Below are 18549 nucleotides of genomic sequence, written 5' to 3' on the forward strand. Positions count from 1 at the left end.
CGCCTCCGGGATGCAGCATAAACCCTATACCCCGCCAAACAAGGCAGCCTTTGGTCGATCAGACCGGAGCTGCCTCTTGCGGTGGGAGACGCAGAATTCGGGTTTTTGACGCACGTAAGTGTGTTAGACAACTCTAAACCGATTTAGCGGGCGCGCGGGCCCTGCGGTTTGAAGAAGAGGGACATCCGCGACAAACGGAGAGAATGGACATGTTGAACGAGTTCAAGGCGTTTATCGCCAGGGGCAATGTAATGGACCTTGCTGTCGGTGTGATCATCGGCGGTGCATTTGGTCTTATCGTTTCATCGCTGGTCGATGATATCATCATGCCGGTCGTCGGCGCGATCTTTGGCGGAATTGATTTTTCCAATTTCTTCATCCCGCTCGCGGGTGGCGTGACGGCCACCACGCTGGATGCCGCAAGGGAGCAGGGTGCGGTCCTCGCCTATGGCAATTTTCTCACCGTGGTGATCAATTTCCTGATCCTGGCCTGGATCATCTTCCTGATGGTCAGAGCGGTCAACTCGCTGCGCAAGGAGGAAGAGGTCGCTCCGGCAAAGCCCGCCGCGCCTCCGGCCGACATCGCGCTGCTGACAGAGATTCGTGATCTCTTGAAGAAGTAGCCTTCCCGCTGCCGCGCCAGCGGTCAGGCGGACTGGTCGAAGTCAGACCCCGGCACCCGTGCCGGGGTCGTTGCCCCTGCGCTGCTTGCATCAGAAAAATCGATGGATCGATCATGCCAGAACAGATGCGGTCGATCCCTGGAACGGGTAAGAGAGGCAAACGGAGTTTGCCATGAACCAGTTCGAAAGCCTGAGCCGCCGCGCCATAGAGGCCCCCGAAAGCGGCATTGTTGCCGTGGTCAATCACGGTCGTCTCAAGCCGGGGCTGATCCCGCTCTGGGCAGGCGAGGGGGACGAGAAAACTCCCGATTTCATCGCCCGACCCGCCGCCGACGCCATGCTTGCCGGCGAAACCTTCTACACCTGGCAACGCGGCATTCCCGAACTCAGACAGGCGCTGGCCGAGTACCATGCCCGCCTGTTTGGCCGGCAATTGCCGCTTGATGCCTTCTGCGTCACCGGTTCGGGCATGCAGGCGATCAAGATCGCGGTCGAGGCGGTCGTTGATCCGGGCGACGAAGTCATCCAGATCTCGCCAGCCTGGCCCAACTTCGCAGCAGCGCTTGGCATGTCCGGCGGTGTTTCGGTACCGGTGCCGCTCGATTATGCCAATGGTCGCTGGAGCATCGATCCTCAGCGCATGGCGGACGCGATCACGCCCAGGACCCGCGCGCTCTTCATCAATACGCCTTCCAATCCGACCGGCTGGACCGCGACGCGTGAAGATCTGGTGGCCATTCTTGCGTTGGCGCGCAAGCATGGCCTGTGGATCATCGCCGACGAGATCTACACCCGCTTCTTCTATGCTGGCGGCCGCGCGCCTTCGTTCATGGATATCATGGATGATGATGACCGCATCATCTTCGTCAACACCTTCTCCAAGAACTGGTCGATGACCGGCTGGCGTGTCGGCTGGATCGTGGCCCCGCCCGCGATCATCCAGGTGCTGGAAAACAGCGTTCAGTACCAGACCTCGGGGGTGGCCCAGTTCATGCAGAAAGGAGCACTCGCGGCTCTTGAGCACGGTGAAGCCTATGTCGAGGCCCAGATTGCCAAGGCTGCAACCGCGCGCGATCTGTTCTGCGATGCGCTGACCAGCACCAACCGTGTTGTTACCCAGAAACCCGACGGCGCCTTCTACGCGTTCTTCCGGATCGACGGCGTCAGCGACACCAGGGCCGCGGCCATCGACATTGTCGACCGGGCCGGCGTCGGCCTGGCACCGGGGACCGCCTTCGACAAGGGAGGAGCCTCCTTCCTGCGCGCCTGCTTCCTGCGTCGCCTCGACCATGTCGAGGAAGCCGCCGGCCGGTTGGCGGACTACATCTCATCACTGTGATGCCGGTCCGGTGTGCCCCACACAGGCACACCGGGGATTCATGGTTTCTTGAAACTTGAGGTTCATCCTGCGGTGGTGGAAGCACCATCGAGGGATTGGCATGACGGTTCTGGTGACCGGCGGAGCAGGATATATCGGAAGCCACATGGTCTGGGCGCTGCTGGATGCGGGCGAGCGGGTCGTCGTAGTCGACCGCCTGTCCACGGGCTTCGAATGGGCGGTGGCGCCCGAGGCAGAACTCATCCACGCCGACGTGTCCGACACCGCGGCCATCGCCGAAATCATCCGCGCGCATGGCATCGAGGCGATCATTCATTTCGCCGGCTCGATTTCGGTGCCGGAATCCCTCGCCGATCCGCTGGGATACTATCAGAACAACACTGCCAATTCCCTGGCGCTGATCCGGACTGCTATTGCCACCGGAGTGAAGCAGTTCGTGTTTTCCTCCACCGCCGCCGTCTACGGGACGCCCCGGAGCGATGGGGCGATCGCCGAGAACACGCCGACAGTCCCGCAATCGCCCTATGGCGCCTCCAAGCTGATGACCGAGACGATGCTGGCCGATGCCGCGGCCGCGCATGAGTTCCGCTATGCGGCGCTGCGCTATTTCAACGTCTCGGGCGCCGATCCCCTGGGGCGCACCGGGCAATCCACCCGCGGAGCCGCCAACCTGATCAAGGTGGCGACCGAAGCCGCCATGGGCAAGCGTGACGGGATCGAGGTCTTCGGCAGCGATTATCCGACCCGCGACGGCACCTGCATCCGTGATTTCATCCACGTGACCGACCTGGTCGCAGCCCATCTTGACGCGCTGACCTATCTGAGGGCGGGTGGCGACAGCCTCGTCGCCAATTGCGGCTACGGACGCGGCTACACGGTGCGCGAGGTGCTCGATTCGGTCCGCCGGCTCAGCGGCCGCGATTTCGAGGTCCGCCTCGGTCCCCGTCGCGAGGGCGACATCGTCACCTCGGTTGCCGATTCAACCCGGGCCCGCACGGTGCTGGGCTGGACGCCGCGCCACGATGACCTCGACAAGATCGTTGGCAGTGCGCTTGCCTGGGAAGCGGCGCTTGCGCGCAGCAACCACACAATTGACGAGCCTGCGGAGCAATCTTCAAGGCGCATCGTGCTGGACTGGACGCCGCCCCACGACGACATGGAGGAGATTGTCGGCAACGCGCTGGCCTTCGCCCCCGTTCTGGCACGCCGCAGACACAGCCGATAAGATCGGCTGCCGGTCATGTGCCGTTACCTGGATACCGGCTTAAGACCATCAAACACCGGCGGCCGCTTCTCACCCTTGGCCACATAGGCTTCCCGGATGTCATCGGGACGCAGCATCGCCGCGTTCCACACCGAAATGTAGTCGAGCGTGTCGGCAGTCGAGTGATCGCGGGAATAGTTCGCCAACGCCTTGCAGCCGGCAACTGCCAGCGGCGAGTGCGCGGCGATCTTGCGTGCGATCGCCATGACGCCGTCGAGCAGGTCCTCGTGACTGTCGAACACCTCGTTTACCAGCCCGATCTGCAAGGCCTTAGCGGCCGGAAGCCGCTCTGCCGTATAGGCCATCTGCCGCGCCCAGCCTTCCGGGATGAGCTTGACCAGCCTTGGGAAGGTGCCGACATCGGCGGTCATGCCGATCGCAGTTTCCTGCACGGCAAAGAAGGCATCCGCCGAGGCGTAGCGGCAGTCGCACGCGGTTGCGAGGTCAACACCGGCGCCGATTGCACCGCCCTGAATGGCCGCAAGCACCGGCTGGCGGGCGCGCTCAAGTGCCGAGAAGGTCTCCTGCAGCGCCTTGATCTTGTAGCGGAAGGCTTCCGCCGAGACATGCGCATTGGCGCTGTCGCCATCGAGACTGCCGCTCATGAACACCGAAATGTCCATGCCCGCGGTAAAATGCTTGCCCTGAGATGAAATCACGATCACCCGGGCCTCGGCATCATTGGAAATCCTGTCGACCGCTTCGGGCAGCTCCTTCCAGAATTCCGGGGTCATCGAATTGGCCTTGCCCGGCCGGTTGAAACGGATATGGGCGATATGGTCGGCAATCTCGACCGTGAAGCAGGCATAGGTCATGGCGGTCTCCCTTTTCCTCCTTGTAGCTTCCGATCGGACATTGAGAAACCGGCGGGATGCGTGATTTTGCAGCGCTCCGGGGCCGGGGCGGGCGATTGCGTCAATTTGGCCCCGGCAGACTTATTGAGGCCTCATGTCTTCAATGTTTCTGGAAACCGGCCTATAGCGGTCTTGAGGCCTGCTCTTGAGCGGTCGTTGCGAAAGAGGAGTTGAGGACATGAACATGACGGCGTCACCCGTGGACCCGGAAGGTCTGATGGAATTCTCGGTGGTCTTTACCGATCGTTCGCTCAATCACATGTCCAAGGCGTTTCAGGGGGTCATGACCGATCTCTACGCCATGCTCTGCGAAGTCTATCACGCCGATGCGGCGGTCATCGTTCCCGGTGGCGGAACCTTCGGCATGGAGGCGGTCGCCCGCCAGTTTGCCACGGACAACAAGGTGATGGTCATCCGCAACGGCTGGTTCTCCTACCGCTGGACGCAGATCTTCGAGATGGGCGACATTCCTTCCGAAACAACGGTGATCAAGGCCTCGCAAGTGGGCAATGAAACCACCTCCGCCTTTGCCCCTGAAGCCATCGAGGCGATTGTCGCCAGCATTCGCGAAGAACGGCCGGGCGTCGTTTTCGCCCCCCATGTGGAAACCTCCGCGGGCGTCATTCTGCCCGATGACTATCTCAAGGCGATTGCCCAGGCTGCCCACGATGTCGGTGCCCTGTTCGTGCTCGATTGCATTGCCTCGGGTTGCATCTGGGTCGACATGAAAGCCACCGGCGTCGATGTGCTGATCTCCGCCCCGCAGAAGGGCTGGAGCGCGTCGCCCGCCGCCGGGCTGGTCATGCTTGGCGCCCGGGCGCTTGAGCGGCTGGGAGAGACCAGCAGTTCGAGCTTCGCGGTGGATCTGCGCAAATGGCACGACATCATGCAGGCCTATGTCAGCGGCGGCCATGCCTATCATTCCACCATGCCGACCGATGCGCTTGTGGTGCTGCGCGACCGCATGATCGAGACCCGCGATTTCGGCTTCAAGCTTGCTTGCGAGCGGCAATGGGAACTCGGCCGCAAGGTTCGCGCCCTGCTTGCCGCGAACGGCTTCAAGTCGGTTGCCGCTCCCGGCTTCGAGGCGCCGGGCGTTGTCGTCAGCTACACCAGGGACCCGGAGTTCCAGAACGGCAAGAAATTCATGGCCAAGGGCATGCAGATCGCCGCTGGCGTGCCGCTGATGTGCGATGAACCCGCTGATTTCCGCACCTTCCGCATCGGTCTGTTCGGCCTCGACAAGCTTGGCGATGTCGACGGTACGGTGGCCAAGCTTGAAACCGTGCTCGACAAGCTTGCTGAAGGCTGAGGCCAGACGGCGGACGAGTTTCTCCGGTTGAAAACATCACATTGGGACGAGGGGCGGCATGTCTGAAAAAGTGGCTTTGGTAACGGGTGCTGCCCGGGGCATCGGCCTTGCAACCACAAACCTGTTCATCGAGCAGGGCTGGCGCGTGGCCATGGTGGATCGCGATGGCGACGAATTGCACAAGGCTTCGTCCGGTCTAAACGAGGCCAGCGCCTTCGTCCATGATGTTTCGATCCCCGATCAGGTCGATGACATGGTGCAGTCCGTGATCACCAGCTTCGGCCGTATCGATGCAGTGGTCAACAATGCCGGCGTTGCCGATTTCGGCCAGATCGAGGACACCGATTTTTCGCGCTGGCGCACGGTGATGGCGACCAATCTCGACGGCGTCTTCCTCGTCTCTCAGGCAACCGTCCCGGCGCTGCGGCAAACCCGAGGCGCGCTTGTCAACATCGCCTCGATCTCCGGGCTGCGCGCCTCGACCCTGCGCGTGGCCTACGGCACCTCAAAGGCCGCGGTCATTCACCTGACCAAGCAACAGGCCGCCGAACTCGGCGAGTACGGCATCCGCGCCAATTGCGTCTGCCCCGGCCCGGTGCGCACCAAGCTCGCCATGGCGGTCCACACGCCCGAGATCATCGCCGCCTACCACGATGCGATTCCGCTCAACCGCTACGGCTCGGAACGCGAGATCGCCGAGGTGATCACCTTCCTGTGCTCGGACAAGGCCAGCTACGTCACCGGCCAGGTCATTGCATCGGACGGCGGTTTCGAAAGCACCGGCGTCGGCCTGCCGGCATTGCGCAGCCAATCTGATCAGTAAAGCCGTTCGACACGTCCCATTGGACTGGGCTGTTCGCGCGCAGCAGGAGGTTGTGCATCCTAAGCGGATAGCATAATCTAAAAACCAAAAAATCTACATCACCTAATCATTACATTGGAATCATTTATCGGAAAAGTGTGAATACAAGAAGTAATTTCGCTTTTTTCTTTATTATGCAAACGTGGCGACAGAATTCCAGGAGTTTGAAGGGATGTCGGAAGACCACTTAGATAACGAGACATCTGTTTCCGCTTCCCTTACAGAGACTGGGATAGAGGCAAAAGCCCGCAGCCGAACGATCTCCTCTCTAGATCGCTTATGCGGCAGCATTATCGACGTGATTAGTGCTCCTGTTGAAGGCGTTGCCAATCGGAGACGAGCCAAGACGGCTGGCGAGGTGCAAATCATCGAAGCTGTCGCAGAGTATGGCGTTGAGCAACTCCATCTGGACCCGAACTTTGCCCGGCGAGCGGTTGAAAAGCATTATGGTAAATTATTCAGTGCACAGGAAAATACTGACGCAGTAGCGAGGGAGGCACTTGAGCATTTGAGAATTGATCCTCCCACAGAACAGGAGTCGAGAGAAGGATCGGATGAGTTAAGCGAGGCATTTTTGGATCGTCTTGAATTTTATGCGCGAAGTGCCTCTACCGACGAGCTTAGGGAACGCTGGGGCCGCGTACTTGCTGCGGAGATTCGCAAGCCGGGAAATTTTTCCGCAAAAGTTCTTCGCGTTGTTGACGAACTCGATGCGCAAACAGCGAGAATTTTTGAAGAAATTTGTACTCACAGATTGGACGACGCCTTGCCTAAGGTTCTGGTAGGAGAGCTCGGCTTTTCCGTTGAAACATCTCTCACAACTGCGGGGCTCATTATTGAACCAGGTTTTGGCCAGCTCCGGCAATTTGGTTCAACAACTGACAATAATGGCAAAGAGCTTTGGTTTTGCGGGTTTGATGAAATGGCTGTGGCTATTCCGGCCACCGTTGAACTGCCGCGCGCCTTAGATCTTGATAGTTCTCATGCAATCACTCGGAGTGAGGACCACCCCGCAATTCCATGCTACGTCCTCACTGACGTCGGAAAAGCTATTGCTTCCATTTTGCCTCTTGATGAAGCTGACGTCGCAGCCTCTCTTGCGAAATGAATATCTATGGAATTGACAGAGGCTGAAGTTCGTCTCTATCGCAGAGCGAACAATGGAAACTGGGCAGTGGTGGACGTTTGACATGTAAGTCCGCAAAGCCAAAGGTCATCATTTACCTCTAGCGTGGACCAAGTGTCATTAGTTTTTGTCATGTGATCAAAGAACGCTGGTGCTGCCGGAGAGATTCGAACTCTCGACCTCTCCCTTACCAAGGGAGTGCTCTACCCCTGAGCTACGGCAGCCCTTTGCTTCGGTTCTGATCAGTGGCCGGACGGGAGAATGTCTCGGTCAGCCGCTGTCCATGTCGCTCTTCCGTTCGGATCGAAAGGCTCAAAACGACTGAAGCGGCCCGCTATTGCCACAGCTTGGACAGGAGTGCAAGCGCAAACGGGCGATTGGCGCGACAAGTTTCAAAAACCCCGGAAATGGTCGGTCCGGCCGCTTGGGACTGCTGCCAGATCTGTCCGGCGGTTGGGCAGGTTGTTGCCGTGGAGTCTGCTCCAGCCCGAATCCCGCGGGCGCGGTTTCCGGCTCGCCGGTCGGCGGCGGCGGGTGGTGACGGATCGGCTGTCCGGGCCTGGCTTGAGTGTCTTCACCTGCGCAAGGTTTTGCGCTATCGCTGGCCCGTCATGAACGAAAAGACACCATCAGATACGGATGCAAGCCAGCGCAAGGCGGAGGTTGAACGTCAGGCGGCGAAACGGGCCCAGCGCAGTGCCGAGCAGCTGCGCGCCAACCTGCAGCGTCGCAAGGCGCAGGTCCGCGCCCGGCGCGAGGGCCATGCCGACGAGACCGACGGGCTGCCCGCTTCCGGCAGTCCGGCCGCCGCTGAGGACGCATCCGGCGCGGATTAACCGCGACGCCGTCCTCGTGTTGCCGCATTCCCGTTGATGGTCTAAACAGCCCACCAGATATTTTTCAGGACTTGCCGCCGGGGGACCGGCGCAGTCCGAAACTCCAAGAGGACAGCATGGATCGCATCAGGATCGTTGGCGGAAATCCGCTCAATGGCGTCATTCCGATTTCCGGCGCGAAGAATGCGGCTCTGCCGCTGATGATCGCCTCGCTTCTGACCGACGACACGCTGACGCTGGAAAACCTGCCGCATCTCGCCGATGTCGAGCAGTTGCAGCGCATCCTCGGCAATCACGGCGTCGATATTGCCGTGGTTGGCCGCCGCGAGCGCCAGGACAGCGCCTATGCCCGCACCGTGCACTTTACCGCCCGCACCATTGTCGATACCACCGCACCCTACGAATTGGTCTCCAAGATGCGTGCCAGCTTCTGGGTCATCGGTCCGCTTCTGGCCCGCATGGGCGAGGCCAAGGTCTCACTGCCCGGCGGTTGCGCCATCGGCACCAGGCCGGTTGATCTGTTCATCGAGGGGTTGCAGCATCTCGGTGCCGAGATCACCATCGAGAACGGCTATGTCGATGCCCGCGCCCCCAAGGGCCTGATCGGCGGACGCTACGTGTTCCCGAAGGTCTCCGTCGGTGCCACCCATGTCATGCTGATGGCGGCGACGCTGGCCAAGGGGCAGACGGTGATCGACAATGCGGCGCGCGAGCCCGAAGTCGTCGATCTTGCCAATTGCCTTATCGCCATGGGCGCCAAGATTTCTGGTGCAGGCACCTCGACCATCACCATTGATGGCGTTGCCTCGCTGTCGGGGGCCCGTCACCGGGTGCTGCCCGACCGCATCGAGACCGGCACCTATGCCATGGCGGTGGCCATGACCGGCGGCGACGTGCTGCTGGAAAACACCTCCGACACACTTCTCGAAAGTGCTCTTCTGGCGCTCAGCCGAACCGGCGCGGAGATCATCCCGGAGCAAGGCGGCATTCGTGTCCGCCGCAATGGCGGCGACATTCTGCCCGTCGACATCACCACCGATCCGTTTCCCGGCTTCCCCACCGATCTGCAGGCGCAGTTCATGGGGTTGATGACGCGCGCCAACGGCATCTCGCACATCACCGAAACGATCTTCGAGAACCGCTTCATGCATGTTCAGGAACTGGCGCGACTGGGTGCGAAGATCTCGCTTTCAGGCCAGACCGCAACGGTGACCGGTGTGCCGGTGCTGCGCGGGGCCCCGGTGATGGCGACCGATCTGCGCGCCTCGGTGTCGCTGGTCATCGCCGGCCTTGCCGCCGAAGGCGAGACGGTGGTCAACCGGGTCTACCATCTCGATCGCGGCTTCGAGCGGCTGGAAGAGAAGCTGACCAATTGCGGCGCCGTGGTCGAGCGCATCAGCGGCTAGCCATCCCCGCGCTGTCCGGCTATGGCCTCTGCCACAATCCGCAAGCGCCACCTTGTGCGCATTGCGCTTTGCCCTCGGGGTGCCTACCTTGCAGTGCAGCACTCGCCCTGAGACGGGCAAGCCCTGAATAAAGAAGATCCGAGGATTTTATGGACAGTCTGAAACTGATCGCCCTTGATGAAGCGGATCTGGCCGTGATTTCCGCCTGCCTGCAGGACGCCGTGTTCAAGACCGGCGACACCCGGTTTCTCGGCAAGGACAGTGTTTTCACGCTTGAGGCCAACCGCTTCGTCTGGGAAGAGGGGCGCGACAAGAAGACTTTCGAGCGCCGCCGCGCACTGCTGGTGATCAAGCAAGTCCATTCGGTCAGGTCGCTGGGTGCAAAACCCAAGGATTCCGAAACTGTGCATTCGCTGCTCGCCTTGCGGTATCTGCCCGGCGAGGAAGCACCCGCGGGCACCATCGAGCTGGTCTTGTCGGGCGGCGCGGTGATCCAACTGGACGTCGCCTGCATAGAAGTACAACTGGCCGATGTCGGCGGCGGCTGGGAAACCAAGTTCAGGCCGCGTCACCCTCTGGGCGGTTAGCGCGATCTGCGCGGCCGGTTTGAAGCGGCTGCGCGCGGCGCGATGATGATGATTTGAAATAGGGGCAGCACATTGGTACTGAGGCTCAATTCCCGGCAGCCGGATTTCGAAACCCGCTTTGCCGCGTTCCTGACCACGAAGCGAGAAGTTTCGGTGGATGTCGAGACCGACGTCCGCGCGATCATCGCCGAAATCCGCGAGCGCGGCGATGAGGCGCTGCATGATTTCAGCCAGCGCTTCGACCATATCGATACCCGCGCTCTCGGCCTTGCCGTCACTGCCGAAGAGATCGAGGCGGCTTTTAAGGCCACCGACCCGCAGATCATCACGGCCCTCGAGCTCGCCCGCGACCGCATCGAAAGCCACCACAAGCGGCAGATGCCCAAAGACGATCACTACGTTGACGCGCTCGGGGTTGAGCTCGGCTCGCGCTGGACGGCGATCGAGGCCGTCGGGCTTTACGTGCCGGGCGGCACGGCGAGCTATCCGAGTTCGGTGCTGATGAACGCGGTTCCCGCCAAGGTGGCCGGTGTCGAGCGGATCGTCATGGTGGTGCCGGCGCGCGACGGCGCGCTCAACCCGGTGGTTCTTGCCGCGGCCCGCATTGCCGGTGTCACCGAGATCTACCGGATAGGCGGCGCCCAGGCGATCGCGGCGCTGGCCTATGGCACCGAGACCATCCGCCCCGTCGCCAAGATCGTCGGTCCTGGCAATGCCTGGGTGGCCGCCGCCAAGCGCCAGGTCTTCGGCACTGTCGGCATCGACATGATCGCCGGACCGTCGGAGGTGCTGGTGATGGCCGACCCCGACAACAATCCCGACTGGATCGCCGCCGACCTCCTGGCCCAGGCCGAACATGACGCCGGCGCGCAGTCTATCCTGATGACCCGCGACGAGGCCTTCGGCGAGGCGGTGATCGAGGCCGTCGAGCGGCAACTCTCGACGCTGGGCCGTGCTGACACCGCGCGCAGGAGCTGGGCCGATTTTGGCGCCGTCATCGTCGTGCCGGACTGGGAGACAGCGCTGCCGCTCGCCAACCGTATCGCCGCCGAGCATCTGGAAATCGCCACCGAAGACGCCGAGGCGCTGGCCGCGCGGATCCGCAATGCCGGCGCCATCTTCATCGGCCGCCACACGCCGGAAGTGATCGGCGACTATGTTGGCGGCTCCAACCACGTGCTGCCGACGGCGCGCTCGGCGCGGTTTTCCTCGGGCCTCTCCGTGCTCGACTATGTCAAGCGCACCTCTGTTCTCAAGCTCGGTGCTGAGCAGTTGCAGTCGCTCGGCCCTGCTGCCATAACACTGGCGCAGGCCGAGGGGCTTGATGCCCATGCGCGCTCGGTCTCGATCAGGATGAATCAGCGTGGCCTGGGGCTGGACGGGGACCTTTAGAAAGAATGACGGCGGCGGACACTCAACGGCTCTCGGATGTTGTGCTCGATGAAACCATCGGTCGCGCAACGCCTGATGTCGAGCACGAGCGCGCTGTCGCCATCTTCGATCTGATCGAGGAGAACTGCTTCGAGCCTGTCGGCCATGACAAGGGCCCCTACAAGCTCAAGCTCTCGCTGATTGATTCCAAGTTGGTGTTCTCGATCACCACTGTGGCCGACGAACCCGTTGCCACCCATATCCTGTCGCTGACCCCGTTCCGCCGCATCGTCAAAGACTATTTCATGATCTGCGAGAGCTACTACGAGGCCATCCGCTCCTCGACGCCGAGCCAGATCGAGGCGATCGACATGGGCCGGCGCGGCATTCACAACGAAGGCTCGCAAACCCTCATGGACCGGCTCGACGGTAAGATCAGCATGGATTTCGACACTGCCCGGCGGCTGTTCACCCTGGTCTGTGTGCTGCACTGGCGCGGTTAGAGACCGCCATGGCGGACGACATCACCCCGGTTCCCGCCAAGACCACGCCCGGCGCGGTGCTGTTTGTCTGCGGCATGAACGCCATCCGCTCGCCAATGGCCGAGGTGATCGCCCGTTCGATCCTGCCGCCGGGCACCTATATAGCTTCTGCCGGGGTGCGGCCCGGCGAACGCGATCCCTTCGTCGATGTGGTTCTGGACGAGATCGGGCTCGATCTCGGCAACCGGCAGCCGCAAACACTTGATGAGCTCGAGGACGATTATTTCGATGTCATCGTCACCCTGGCCCCCGAGGGGCATCACCGGGCACTGGAACTTACCCGCGGCAACGCCGTTGAAGTGATATACTGGCCCACACCCGACCCGACGGTCGCCACCGGTACCCGCGAGCGCATTCTTGATGCCTATCGCGAGGTGCGCGATATGCTCAAACAGCGGATCGCTTCAGGCAAGGGCTGGTCGCGGGGGCCTGCGTAGCCGTGAATCAATTTGGTTCACAAAGCGCTCGTCTTTGTGTAGGTTCCGCCCAAATTTCAGGCCCGCGCGTTTTGCGCCGCCTTTTCTAAAAGAAAGACAGACACTGAATGGCGAAAGAAGAAGTTCTTGAATTTCCGGGCGTGGTCACCGAACTGCTGCCGAATGCAACTTTCCGGGTAAAGCTCGAAAACGAGCATGAGATCATCGCGCACACCGCAGGCCGCATGCGCAAGAACCGTATCCGCGTGCTTGCCGGCGACAAGGTGCTGGTCGAGATGACCCCCTACGATCTGACGAAAGGCCGCATCACCTACCGCTTCAAATAGGCGCTAGGTGTGACGCCGTCCCATGGCACGATCGCAAAAACTGATCCTCGCATCCGGTTCGCCGCGCAGGCTCGAGCTGCTCGACCAGGCAGGCATTGCCCCTGACCGGCTCATGCCGATGGATCTCGACGAGACCCCGCAGCGCTCCGAACATCCCCGCTCGCTCGCCCGCCGGCTGTCGCGCGAGAAGGCCGAAGCCGCCCTTGCCCAGACCCGGACCGATCCGGCCTGGAAGGATGCCCATATCCTTGCCGCCGACACCGTTGTTGCCGTCGGCCGCCGCATCCTGCCCAAGGCGGAACAGATCGACGAGGCCTCGAACGCGCTGTATCTGCTGTCGGGCCGCAATCACCGCGTCTTTACCGGCATCTGCCTGGTAACCCCCGACCACACCATCCGCCAGAAGATCGTCGAAACGCGCGTGCGTTTCAAGCGGCTTTCAAGGGTCGAGATCGAAAGCTATCTCGCCTCGGGCGAGTGGCGCGGCAAGGCCGGCGGCTACGCCATCCAGGGCCGGGCCGGAAGCTTCGTGGTCAAGCTGGTGGGCTCCTACAGCAATGTTGTCGGACTGCCGCTTTACGAGACCGTGGCCCTGCTGACCGGTGAAGGCTACGACGTTCACTACAAGTGGCTCGAGGGCTGAAGCGATGACTGACGGCAAGGTAACACCGTTGCGCAAGGCACAGCCGTGCCCGGAATGTGGCCGCCCGTCGACCCGCGATAGCTATCCCTTCTGTTCCGAGCGCTGCCGCGGCGTGGACCTCAACCGCTGGCTGAATGGCGGCTATGCCATTCCGGTGACCGAAGTCGAGGACAACCAGGACGACGATTTCGACGACCGCGGCTGACGATCCGCGTGGCGTGTTTCAACATTGCCCCGATCGGCGCGCAAAGCCGCGCTGTCTCCCGGCCCCGCCTGCGACAGGAGAGGGGAGACAGGCCGCTTCGCAACCCGCCCCGCTCGGCCTCGCAAGACTGTGCGCCCGCTGGCGCCTTCACCATATCCCTGGCATGGTAGCGCGCGGAATCAGGCGTTGCGATAGCCATCGGGCATGCCGGCTGGCGAATTCTTGCTGCCCGCGCAAAAAACCGCAAAAAGGGTGCTGGACAGTGTCTTCCAAGATGGTATAACGCGCTCGCTTTCGGCATTGGAAATCTCCTTTGCCGGCAAGCTTCTAGTCCAGCCTTTCAGGCTCTTGGACCGGATGCCCGGATAGCTCAGTTGGTAGAGCAGCGGATTGAAAATCCGCGTGTCGGTGGTTCAAATCCGCCTCCGGGCACCACTTCTAGTCTTTCTTGTTTGATTTCAAGCTGACGTATGCGGCCGAAGTCGCATATGGCCTCCTGGAGCCGTTATTTGGCTCCATGAAAGAACAAAGACGCGCCGTTTTTACTCAGCGATCAAAACTTCGACGCCACGGCGCTCGAATTCCTTGGCGTCCGCGTCGGAGATGCCGTCATCGGTGATGAAGGAATGCACCAGCTCCAGTGCTCCCAGGCGGGTGAAGGAGGTGCGGTTGATCTTGGTCGAATCCGCCACGAGGTAGACATGGCTTGCCGCCTTGATCATGGCTTCCTTGAGCTGGAGATCGGCAAAACTCGGATAGGTCAGGCCCGAGTCGAGCCCCACGCCGGCAGTCGCCAGGAACAGTTTTCCGGCAAAGATATTGCGGAAATACTCGACCGACTTGTCCCCGGACAGCGACAGGGTCGGCGCCTTGAACTGGCCACCCGGCATGTGCACGGCGAACCCCGGAACGGTGCCGAGAACCACGGCGATGTTGAGCGCGTTGGTGATGACCGTGAGGTTCTTGCGGCCGGTCAGCCGGGTGGCGATTTCGGTTGTTGTCGTCCCGGCATCCAGGATCAGGGTTTCGCCGTCAGAGACGAGGTTCGCCCCATAGGCCCCGATCTTGCGCTTCCGGTCCATGTTGACCTGGTGATGCAGGACAAACCCCTGCACCTGTCCGCGCATCGCATTGAGAAAGGCGCCACCGTGTTCGCGGGTGATGTGCCCTTCCTTTTCAAGCCGTTCAAGGTCCTGCCGAATGGTGGCTTCAGAGACCTGGAAGGCCGACGACAGATCGCGGACGCGGGCTGAGCCCTCTTCCTCGATCCATTCCAGGATACGGCGGCGGCGGGGTTCGGACAACAGACCAGCCATGCTTCCGTTGCGCTCGGTATCCGGTTGGTCCTGCAAGCCGTTACTCCCTGATTTCGGTCACCTGCCGCCACTGACCGTATGCATACCTGACTTAGTTTCAAACCCCTTCGAGAGCAACACCTCCGGCAGACTTCACACTTTCCGGGGCCTACCGGTTGAGCGCCACTTCCTGGGCTAGCGCGACCCTCGCCTGCAGCCGGCTTTGAGCCTGGTCGATGACCACGGCGGCGATGATCACCAGCCCCTTGATCACCATCTGCCAGAACGAGGAAACCCCCATCATCACAAGACCGTCGGAGAGGATGCCGATGACGAAGGCGCCAACAATGGTTCCCGCGATCCGGCCACGCCCGCCGGACATGGAGGTGCCGCCGAGAACTGCCGCAGCGATGGCATTGAGCTCGAAGAATTCACCGGTCGCCGGATGCGCGGCCTTGAGCTGCGAGGCGATGATCAGGCCGACCAGCGCCGCCATCAGGCCCGAGAACATGTAGACGAACATCTTCACCCGGTTGACCCGCACACCGGACAGCGCCGCACCGCGCTCATTGCCACCGGTCGCATAGATTTGCCGCCCCAGCGGTGTCCGGCTGGCGATGTAGCCGGCCGCAAGCGAAACCGCCACCAGCATCCACACCATCACCGGAAGGCCGAGAAAGCTCCCGGTTCCGATCAGATAGAAACTATCGGAGCCATACTCCGGATTGCCGTTGAGGTTGGGGAAGGTCTGCCCGTCGGAGAACAGCAGCGCCGCGCCACGGGCCACGTAGAGCATGCCCAGGGTGGCGATGAAGGGTGCCACGTTCAACCGCGTTATCAATATCCCGTTGATGCAGCCGACCAGCGCACCGGCCAGGCAGACGATGGCGACGATCTCCAGCGTGTTGAACTGCAAAGAGTAGCCGACGCCCAGATCGATGCCGTTGAGCACCAGATAGCCGGCAATCATGCTGGTCAGCCCGACGACGGAGCCAACGGAAAGATCGATGCCGCCGGTGATGATGACAAATGTCATGCCGATGGCGAGGAACGCGTTGATGGCCACATGCTTGGAAATGAGAATGGCGTTGGCTGCGCTGAGAAAGTTCGGCGCCATCACCGAGAAGAACGCAAACACCAGCAAAAGCGCCACAAGGGTGCGCGCCTTGAGCAGCAACAAAAGCCAGTTGTGCCCCGATCCGGAATTCGCCGCAGCGCCGTTACTCATCACTGTCATGATACAAGGTCCTTGTTTCTGCTTCTGGCGCTTGCCGGTGTTGCCGCTGCGATCACGTCCGCTGCATCCGCTCCCCTGCCGAACTCGCCGCTGATGCGGCCATCGGCGAGAACGATGATCCGGTCGGAGAGCGCCAGCACTTCCTCGAGATCGGAGGTGACGAAAATGATCCCGATGCCTTCCGCCGCCAGATTGCGCATCTTGTGGTAGATTTCCGCTTTCGCGCCGATGTCGATGCCGCGCGACGGCTCGTCCATCAGCAGCACCTTGGGCCCGGTCATCAGCGCCTTGCCGATCACCACCTTCTGCTGGTTGCCGCCCGACAGCGACGACACAGGGTTCTCCTGGCTGGCGACCTTGACCGTCATCCGCTTGATGAACTCCGCGGCCCTCTCCGCTTCCTTGCGCAGGTTCAGATGAAAGCCGGCGGTGAACTGGGCGAGTGAGGAGAGGGTCATGTTCTCGCGAACGGACATGATCTGGATCAGCCCGTCGCGCTTGCGGTCCTCGGGCACCAGGGCGATGCCGCGCGCAATGCGTCCGGCGACATGGGGCTCGCGCATCTCCTCGCCATCAACGAAGAAATGGCCCCGCGCCTCGGGATGCTGCGCCATGATACATTCGAGGAATTCGGACCGACCGGCGCCCATCAGCCCGTAGAGCCCGAGAATTTCTCCGGCGCGGACCGTCAGCGAGACATGATCGACCATGTAGCCGCCGCCCATCTTGGGCAGCGCAATGTTCTCGGCGCGGAACACCTCGTGTCCGAACTCGTGGCCGAGCGATTGGGAGAAATCCTTGGATTTTTCACCGATCATGGCCTGGACGATCCAGGGAATGTCGACGCCCTGCATCGGCCTTGACCCGGTGATCTCTCCGTCCCTGAGAACGGTGATGTAGTCGCCCACCCGGATCAGTTCCTCGAGCCGGTGCGAAATGTAGACGATGCCGACGCCCTGGGCCTTGAGCTCACTGATGATGCGGAACAGGACCTCCACTTCCGCCGCCGAGAGCGCCGAGGTCGGCTCGTCGAGGATCAGGATCCTGGCATCCTGGGCCAGCGCTTTGGCGATTTCGACGATCTGTTGCTGGCCGATCCGCAGGTGGCCGAGCGTGGTGTTGGGATCAATGTCCTGCTCGAGCCGTTGCAGCAGCACGCGGGTGCGCTCCTCCACCGAGTCATGATCGATATCGAAGCCGAAGCGGACCGGCTCCCGTGCCATGAACACGTTGTCGCAAACGCTCATGTCCGGAAACAGGTTGAGTTCCTGGAAGACGATGCCGATGCCGCTGGCCACGGCGTCATCCTTGGTGCGAAACACCACCGGGCGACCATCGACGGTGATCTCGCCGTTGGTCAGCGTCTCGACGCCGGCGATCACCTTCATCAGGGTTGATTTGCCGGCGCCGTTCTCACCGACAAGCACATTGACCGCGCCCATGCGGATGTCGAAATCGACACCCTTGAGCGCCACGGTGCCGGGATAGACCTTGGTGGCTCCGCGAATGGTCAGTCCGACCGGATGTGGCTCGTGGATCTCGGCCGCCTGGTTCATGGCAGGACATCCACGCTGATCGGCGTGACGAGAACCGCCTCGTCAGCTTTTTTCAGCGGCGTGACCCCGGTAAAGGCCATCCTGCGGCCGACCAGATCGCCTTCGGGCAATTGCACCATGGCAGAGACCTGGTCGTTGAGCGCCCGGCCGAGCTTGGCAAACTCGATCTGGTCCCGGAAATCATCGAAATTGTAAAATGGCGCGATGTCGCGCAGCGCGTTGCCGCGGATGACCGGGCCAAGCTGCACGGTCACGTCGGCGGAACCGTCGCCATCGATATCCAGCTCCGCCACCCGGGCACGGGTATCGAGCTTGGCAGAGACGATCCTGCCGCTGTCGGTGATGGCGAAGTTCCAGGCAGCGCCCTGGCCGGAACCGCGGTTTCCGTGGGACTGACCGGCCTCGTCGAGCCCCTGGGCAAGGGCCGCACGGAAGGCCTGGTAGCTCAGCGCCCTGTCGCGCACATAGGGCAGGAGCCGGGTTTCAAACGTATCGGCAATGCGCTGCTCGGTACGAACCTCATCGCCGCTCGCGCCCGCTGAAACGGCCTTTTCGTCCTCGGGCACATTCTTGACCAGCTTGCAGCCCGACAGGCTGAAAACGGCCACTGCGCACAGGGTCAGGATGGTTCCGCGGGGCAGAATTGTCTTGCTGATCATGATGCTCTCTGGCGTAGCGATTTGAAATGCAGCACGGAGACGGCCTCGCCGCGTCCTGCCATTTCATAC

The 18549-nt window shown here is 61.7% G+C and carries 20 protein-coding genes and 2 tRNA genes; 16 read left to right on the plus strand and 6 right to left on the minus strand.

Annotated elements, in window-relative coordinates:
- Positions 1–209 precede the first annotated feature (209 nt).
- The 3 genes from mscL (at position 210) to galE (ending at position 3187) form a co-directional block, all read left to right on the plus strand.
- Positions 210–623: a large conductance mechanosensitive channel protein MscL gene (gene mscL, locus GTW23_RS14730; RefSeq protein ID WP_152010245.1), complete on the plus strand. Its 414-nt coding sequence runs from the start codon at positions 210–212 to the stop codon at positions 621–623.
- Positions 624–795: 172 nt separating this feature from the next.
- Complete coding sequence (locus GTW23_RS14735) at positions 796–1962, plus strand: pyridoxal phosphate-dependent aminotransferase (protein WP_152010244.1); 1167 nt, start codon at positions 796–798, stop codon at positions 1960–1962.
- 100 nt (positions 1963–2062) lie between these two features.
- Positions 2063–3187 carry a UDP-glucose 4-epimerase GalE gene (galE, locus tag GTW23_RS14740; protein ID WP_252916280.1) on the plus strand — a complete coding sequence of 375 codons (1125 nt, stop codon included), beginning with the start codon at positions 2063–2065 and terminating at the stop codon, positions 3185–3187.
- 23 nt (positions 3188–3210) lie between these two features.
- Here galE and GTW23_RS14745 read toward each other — a convergent pair whose 3' ends face one another.
- Complete coding sequence (locus GTW23_RS14745) at positions 3211–4041, minus strand: crotonase/enoyl-CoA hydratase family protein (protein WP_252916281.1); 831 nt, start codon at positions 4039–4041, stop codon at positions 3211–3213.
- 223 nt (positions 4042–4264) lie between these two features.
- Here GTW23_RS14745 and GTW23_RS14750 point away from each other — a divergent pair, with 223 nt between their 5' ends.
- The 3 genes from GTW23_RS14750 to GTW23_RS14760 all read left to right on the plus strand — a co-directional run bounded on the left by GTW23_RS14750 (position 4265) and on the right by GTW23_RS14760 (position 7362).
- Positions 4265–5392, plus strand: a complete 1128-nt coding sequence (locus tag GTW23_RS14750) for an aminotransferase class V-fold PLP-dependent enzyme (protein WP_252916282.1) — start codon at positions 4265–4267, stop codon at positions 5390–5392.
- A gap of 58 nt (positions 5393–5450) precedes the next feature.
- Positions 5451–6215, plus strand: coding sequence for an SDR family NAD(P)-dependent oxidoreductase (locus GTW23_RS14755; protein ID WP_252916283.1), 765 nt, complete (start codon positions 5451–5453; stop codon positions 6213–6215).
- 211 nt (positions 6216–6426) lie between these two features.
- Positions 6427–7362 carry a DUF2806 domain-containing protein gene (locus GTW23_RS14760; protein ID WP_252916284.1) on the plus strand — a complete coding sequence of 312 codons (936 nt, stop codon included), beginning with the start codon at positions 6427–6429 and terminating at the stop codon, positions 7360–7362.
- A gap of 167 nt (positions 7363–7529) precedes the next feature.
- On the opposite strand, the gene GTW23_RS14765 is transcribed toward GTW23_RS14760, so the two are convergent.
- A tRNA-Thr gene (locus tag GTW23_RS14765) sits at positions 7530–7604 on the minus strand.
- A gap of 387 nt (positions 7605–7991) precedes the next feature.
- On the opposite strand from GTW23_RS14765, the gene GTW23_RS14770 reads away from it, so the two are divergent.
- The 10 genes from GTW23_RS14770 (at position 7992) to GTW23_RS14815 (ending at position 14168) form a co-directional block, all read left to right on the plus strand.
- Positions 7992–8216: a hypothetical protein gene (locus tag GTW23_RS14770; RefSeq protein ID WP_252916333.1), complete on the plus strand. Its 225-nt coding sequence runs from the start codon at positions 7992–7994 to the stop codon at positions 8214–8216.
- A 116-nt stretch (positions 8217–8332) separates the two neighbouring features.
- The gene (murA, locus tag GTW23_RS14775) at positions 8333–9622 is read left to right on the plus strand and encodes a UDP-N-acetylglucosamine 1-carboxyvinyltransferase (RefSeq protein WP_152010239.1); all 1290 of its coding nucleotides are present in this window, start codon (positions 8333–8335) and stop codon (positions 9620–9622) included.
- A gap of 149 nt (positions 9623–9771) precedes the next feature.
- Entirely contained in the window at positions 9772–10209 is a 438-nt protein-coding gene (locus GTW23_RS14780; RefSeq protein WP_152010238.1) for a DUF2948 family protein, read from the plus strand.
- A 72-nt stretch (positions 10210–10281) separates the two neighbouring features.
- Entirely contained in the window at positions 10282–11601 is a 1320-nt protein-coding gene (gene hisD, locus GTW23_RS14785; protein ID WP_152010237.1) for a histidinol dehydrogenase, read from the plus strand.
- Positions 11602–11606: 5 nt separating this feature from the next.
- Positions 11607–12083, plus strand: coding sequence for a UPF0262 family protein (locus GTW23_RS14790; RefSeq protein WP_152010236.1), 477 nt, complete (start codon positions 11607–11609; stop codon positions 12081–12083).
- 8 nt (positions 12084–12091) lie between these two features.
- A complete protein-coding gene (locus GTW23_RS14795; protein ID WP_152010235.1) occupies positions 12092–12559 on the plus strand; it encodes an arsenate-mycothiol transferase ArsC in 468 nt (155 codons plus the stop codon).
- 107 nt (positions 12560–12666) lie between these two features.
- Positions 12667–12885 carry a translation initiation factor IF-1 gene (gene infA / locus GTW23_RS14800; RefSeq protein ID WP_004435948.1) on the plus strand — a complete coding sequence of 73 codons (219 nt, stop codon included), beginning with the start codon at positions 12667–12669 and terminating at the stop codon, positions 12883–12885.
- A gap of 22 nt (positions 12886–12907) precedes the next feature.
- Positions 12908–13528: a Maf-like protein gene (locus GTW23_RS14805; RefSeq protein WP_152010234.1), complete on the plus strand. Its 621-nt coding sequence runs from the start codon at positions 12908–12910 to the stop codon at positions 13526–13528.
- A gap of 4 nt (positions 13529–13532) precedes the next feature.
- Positions 13533–13733: a DNA gyrase inhibitor YacG gene (yacG, locus tag GTW23_RS14810; protein ID WP_152010233.1), complete on the plus strand. Its 201-nt coding sequence runs from the start codon at positions 13533–13535 to the stop codon at positions 13731–13733.
- A gap of 359 nt (positions 13734–14092) precedes the next feature.
- A tRNA-Phe gene (locus GTW23_RS14815) sits at positions 14093–14168 on the plus strand.
- 107 nt (positions 14169–14275) lie between these two features.
- On the opposite strand, the gene GTW23_RS14820 is transcribed toward GTW23_RS14815, so the two are convergent.
- The 4 genes from GTW23_RS14820 to GTW23_RS14835 all read right to left on the minus strand — a co-directional run bounded on the left by GTW23_RS14820 (position 14276) and on the right by GTW23_RS14835 (position 18480).
- Positions 14276–15085 (minus strand): DeoR/GlpR family DNA-binding transcription regulator, encoded by an 810-nt coding sequence (locus GTW23_RS14820; protein ID WP_244615244.1) that lies wholly within the window; start codon positions 15083–15085, stop codon positions 14276–14278.
- Between the two features lie 112 nt (positions 15086–15197).
- Entirely contained in the window at positions 15198–16265 is a 1068-nt protein-coding gene (locus GTW23_RS14825; RefSeq protein WP_152010232.1) for an ABC transporter permease, read from the minus strand.
- Positions 16262–17821 (minus strand): sugar ABC transporter ATP-binding protein, encoded by a 1560-nt coding sequence (locus GTW23_RS14830; protein ID WP_252916285.1) that lies wholly within the window; start codon positions 17819–17821, stop codon positions 16262–16264. The genes GTW23_RS14825 and GTW23_RS14830 overlap by 4 nt, the downstream gene beginning before the upstream one ends.
- A complete protein-coding gene (locus GTW23_RS14835) occupies positions 17818–18480 on the minus strand; it encodes a DUF2291 family protein (RefSeq protein ID WP_252916286.1) in 663 nt (220 codons plus the stop codon). The genes GTW23_RS14830 and GTW23_RS14835 overlap by 4 nt, the downstream gene beginning before the upstream one ends.
- Positions 18481–18549 lie beyond the last annotated feature (69 nt).

This window comes from Parahoeflea alexandrii (genome assembly GCF_024105735.1).
Lineage (GTDB): Bacteria > Pseudomonadota > Alphaproteobacteria > Rhizobiales > Rhizobiaceae > Hoeflea > Hoeflea alexandrii.

What these genes read in the sequence shown, in the direction of transcription:
- mscL (WP_152010245.1), top strand. Translation starts at nt 210, where the DNA reads ATGTTGAACGAGTTCAAGGCGTTTATCGCCAGGGGCAATGTAATGGAC.
- GTW23_RS14735 (WP_152010244.1), top strand. Translation starts at nt 796, where the DNA reads ATGAACCAGTTCGAAAGCCTGAGCCGCCGCGCCATAGAGGCCCCCGAA.
- galE (WP_252916280.1), top strand. Translation starts at nt 2,063, where the DNA reads ATGACGGTTCTGGTGACCGGCGGAGCAGGATATATCGGAAGCCACATG.
- GTW23_RS14745 (WP_252916281.1), bottom strand. Translation starts at nt 4,041, where the DNA reads ATGACCTATGCCTGCTTCACGGTCGAGATTGCCGACCATATCGCCCAT.
- GTW23_RS14750 (WP_252916282.1), top strand. Translation starts at nt 4,265, where the DNA reads ATGACGGCGTCACCCGTGGACCCGGAAGGTCTGATGGAATTCTCGGTG.
- GTW23_RS14755 (WP_252916283.1), top strand. Translation starts at nt 5,451, where the DNA reads ATGTCTGAAAAAGTGGCTTTGGTAACGGGTGCTGCCCGGGGCATCGGC.
- GTW23_RS14760 (WP_252916284.1), top strand. Translation starts at nt 6,427, where the DNA reads ATGTCGGAAGACCACTTAGATAACGAGACATCTGTTTCCGCTTCCCTT.
- GTW23_RS14770 (WP_252916333.1), top strand. Translation starts at nt 7,992, where the DNA reads ATGAACGAAAAGACACCATCAGATACGGATGCAAGCCAGCGCAAGGCG.
- murA (WP_152010239.1), top strand. Translation starts at nt 8,333, where the DNA reads ATGGATCGCATCAGGATCGTTGGCGGAAATCCGCTCAATGGCGTCATT.
- GTW23_RS14780 (WP_152010238.1), top strand. Translation starts at nt 9,772, where the DNA reads ATGGACAGTCTGAAACTGATCGCCCTTGATGAAGCGGATCTGGCCGTG.
- GTW23_RS14790 (WP_152010236.1), top strand. Translation starts at nt 11,607, where the DNA reads ATGACGGCGGCGGACACTCAACGGCTCTCGGATGTTGTGCTCGATGAA.
- GTW23_RS14795 (WP_152010235.1), top strand. Translation starts at nt 12,092, where the DNA reads ATGGCGGACGACATCACCCCGGTTCCCGCCAAGACCACGCCCGGCGCG.
- infA (WP_004435948.1), top strand. Translation starts at nt 12,667, where the DNA reads ATGGCGAAAGAAGAAGTTCTTGAATTTCCGGGCGTGGTCACCGAACTG.
- GTW23_RS14805 (WP_152010234.1), top strand. Translation starts at nt 12,908, where the DNA reads ATGGCACGATCGCAAAAACTGATCCTCGCATCCGGTTCGCCGCGCAGG.
- yacG (WP_152010233.1), top strand. Translation starts at nt 13,533, where the DNA reads ATGACTGACGGCAAGGTAACACCGTTGCGCAAGGCACAGCCGTGCCCG.
- GTW23_RS14825 (WP_152010232.1), bottom strand. Translation starts at nt 16,265, where the DNA reads ATGACAGTGATGAGTAACGGCGCTGCGGCGAATTCCGGATCGGGGCAC.
- GTW23_RS14830 (WP_252916285.1), bottom strand. Translation starts at nt 17,821, where the DNA reads ATGAACCAGGCGGCCGAGATCCACGAGCCACATCCGGTCGGACTGACC.
- GTW23_RS14835 (WP_252916286.1), bottom strand. Translation starts at nt 18,480, where the DNA reads ATGATCAGCAAGACAATTCTGCCCCGCGGAACCATCCTGACCCTGTGC.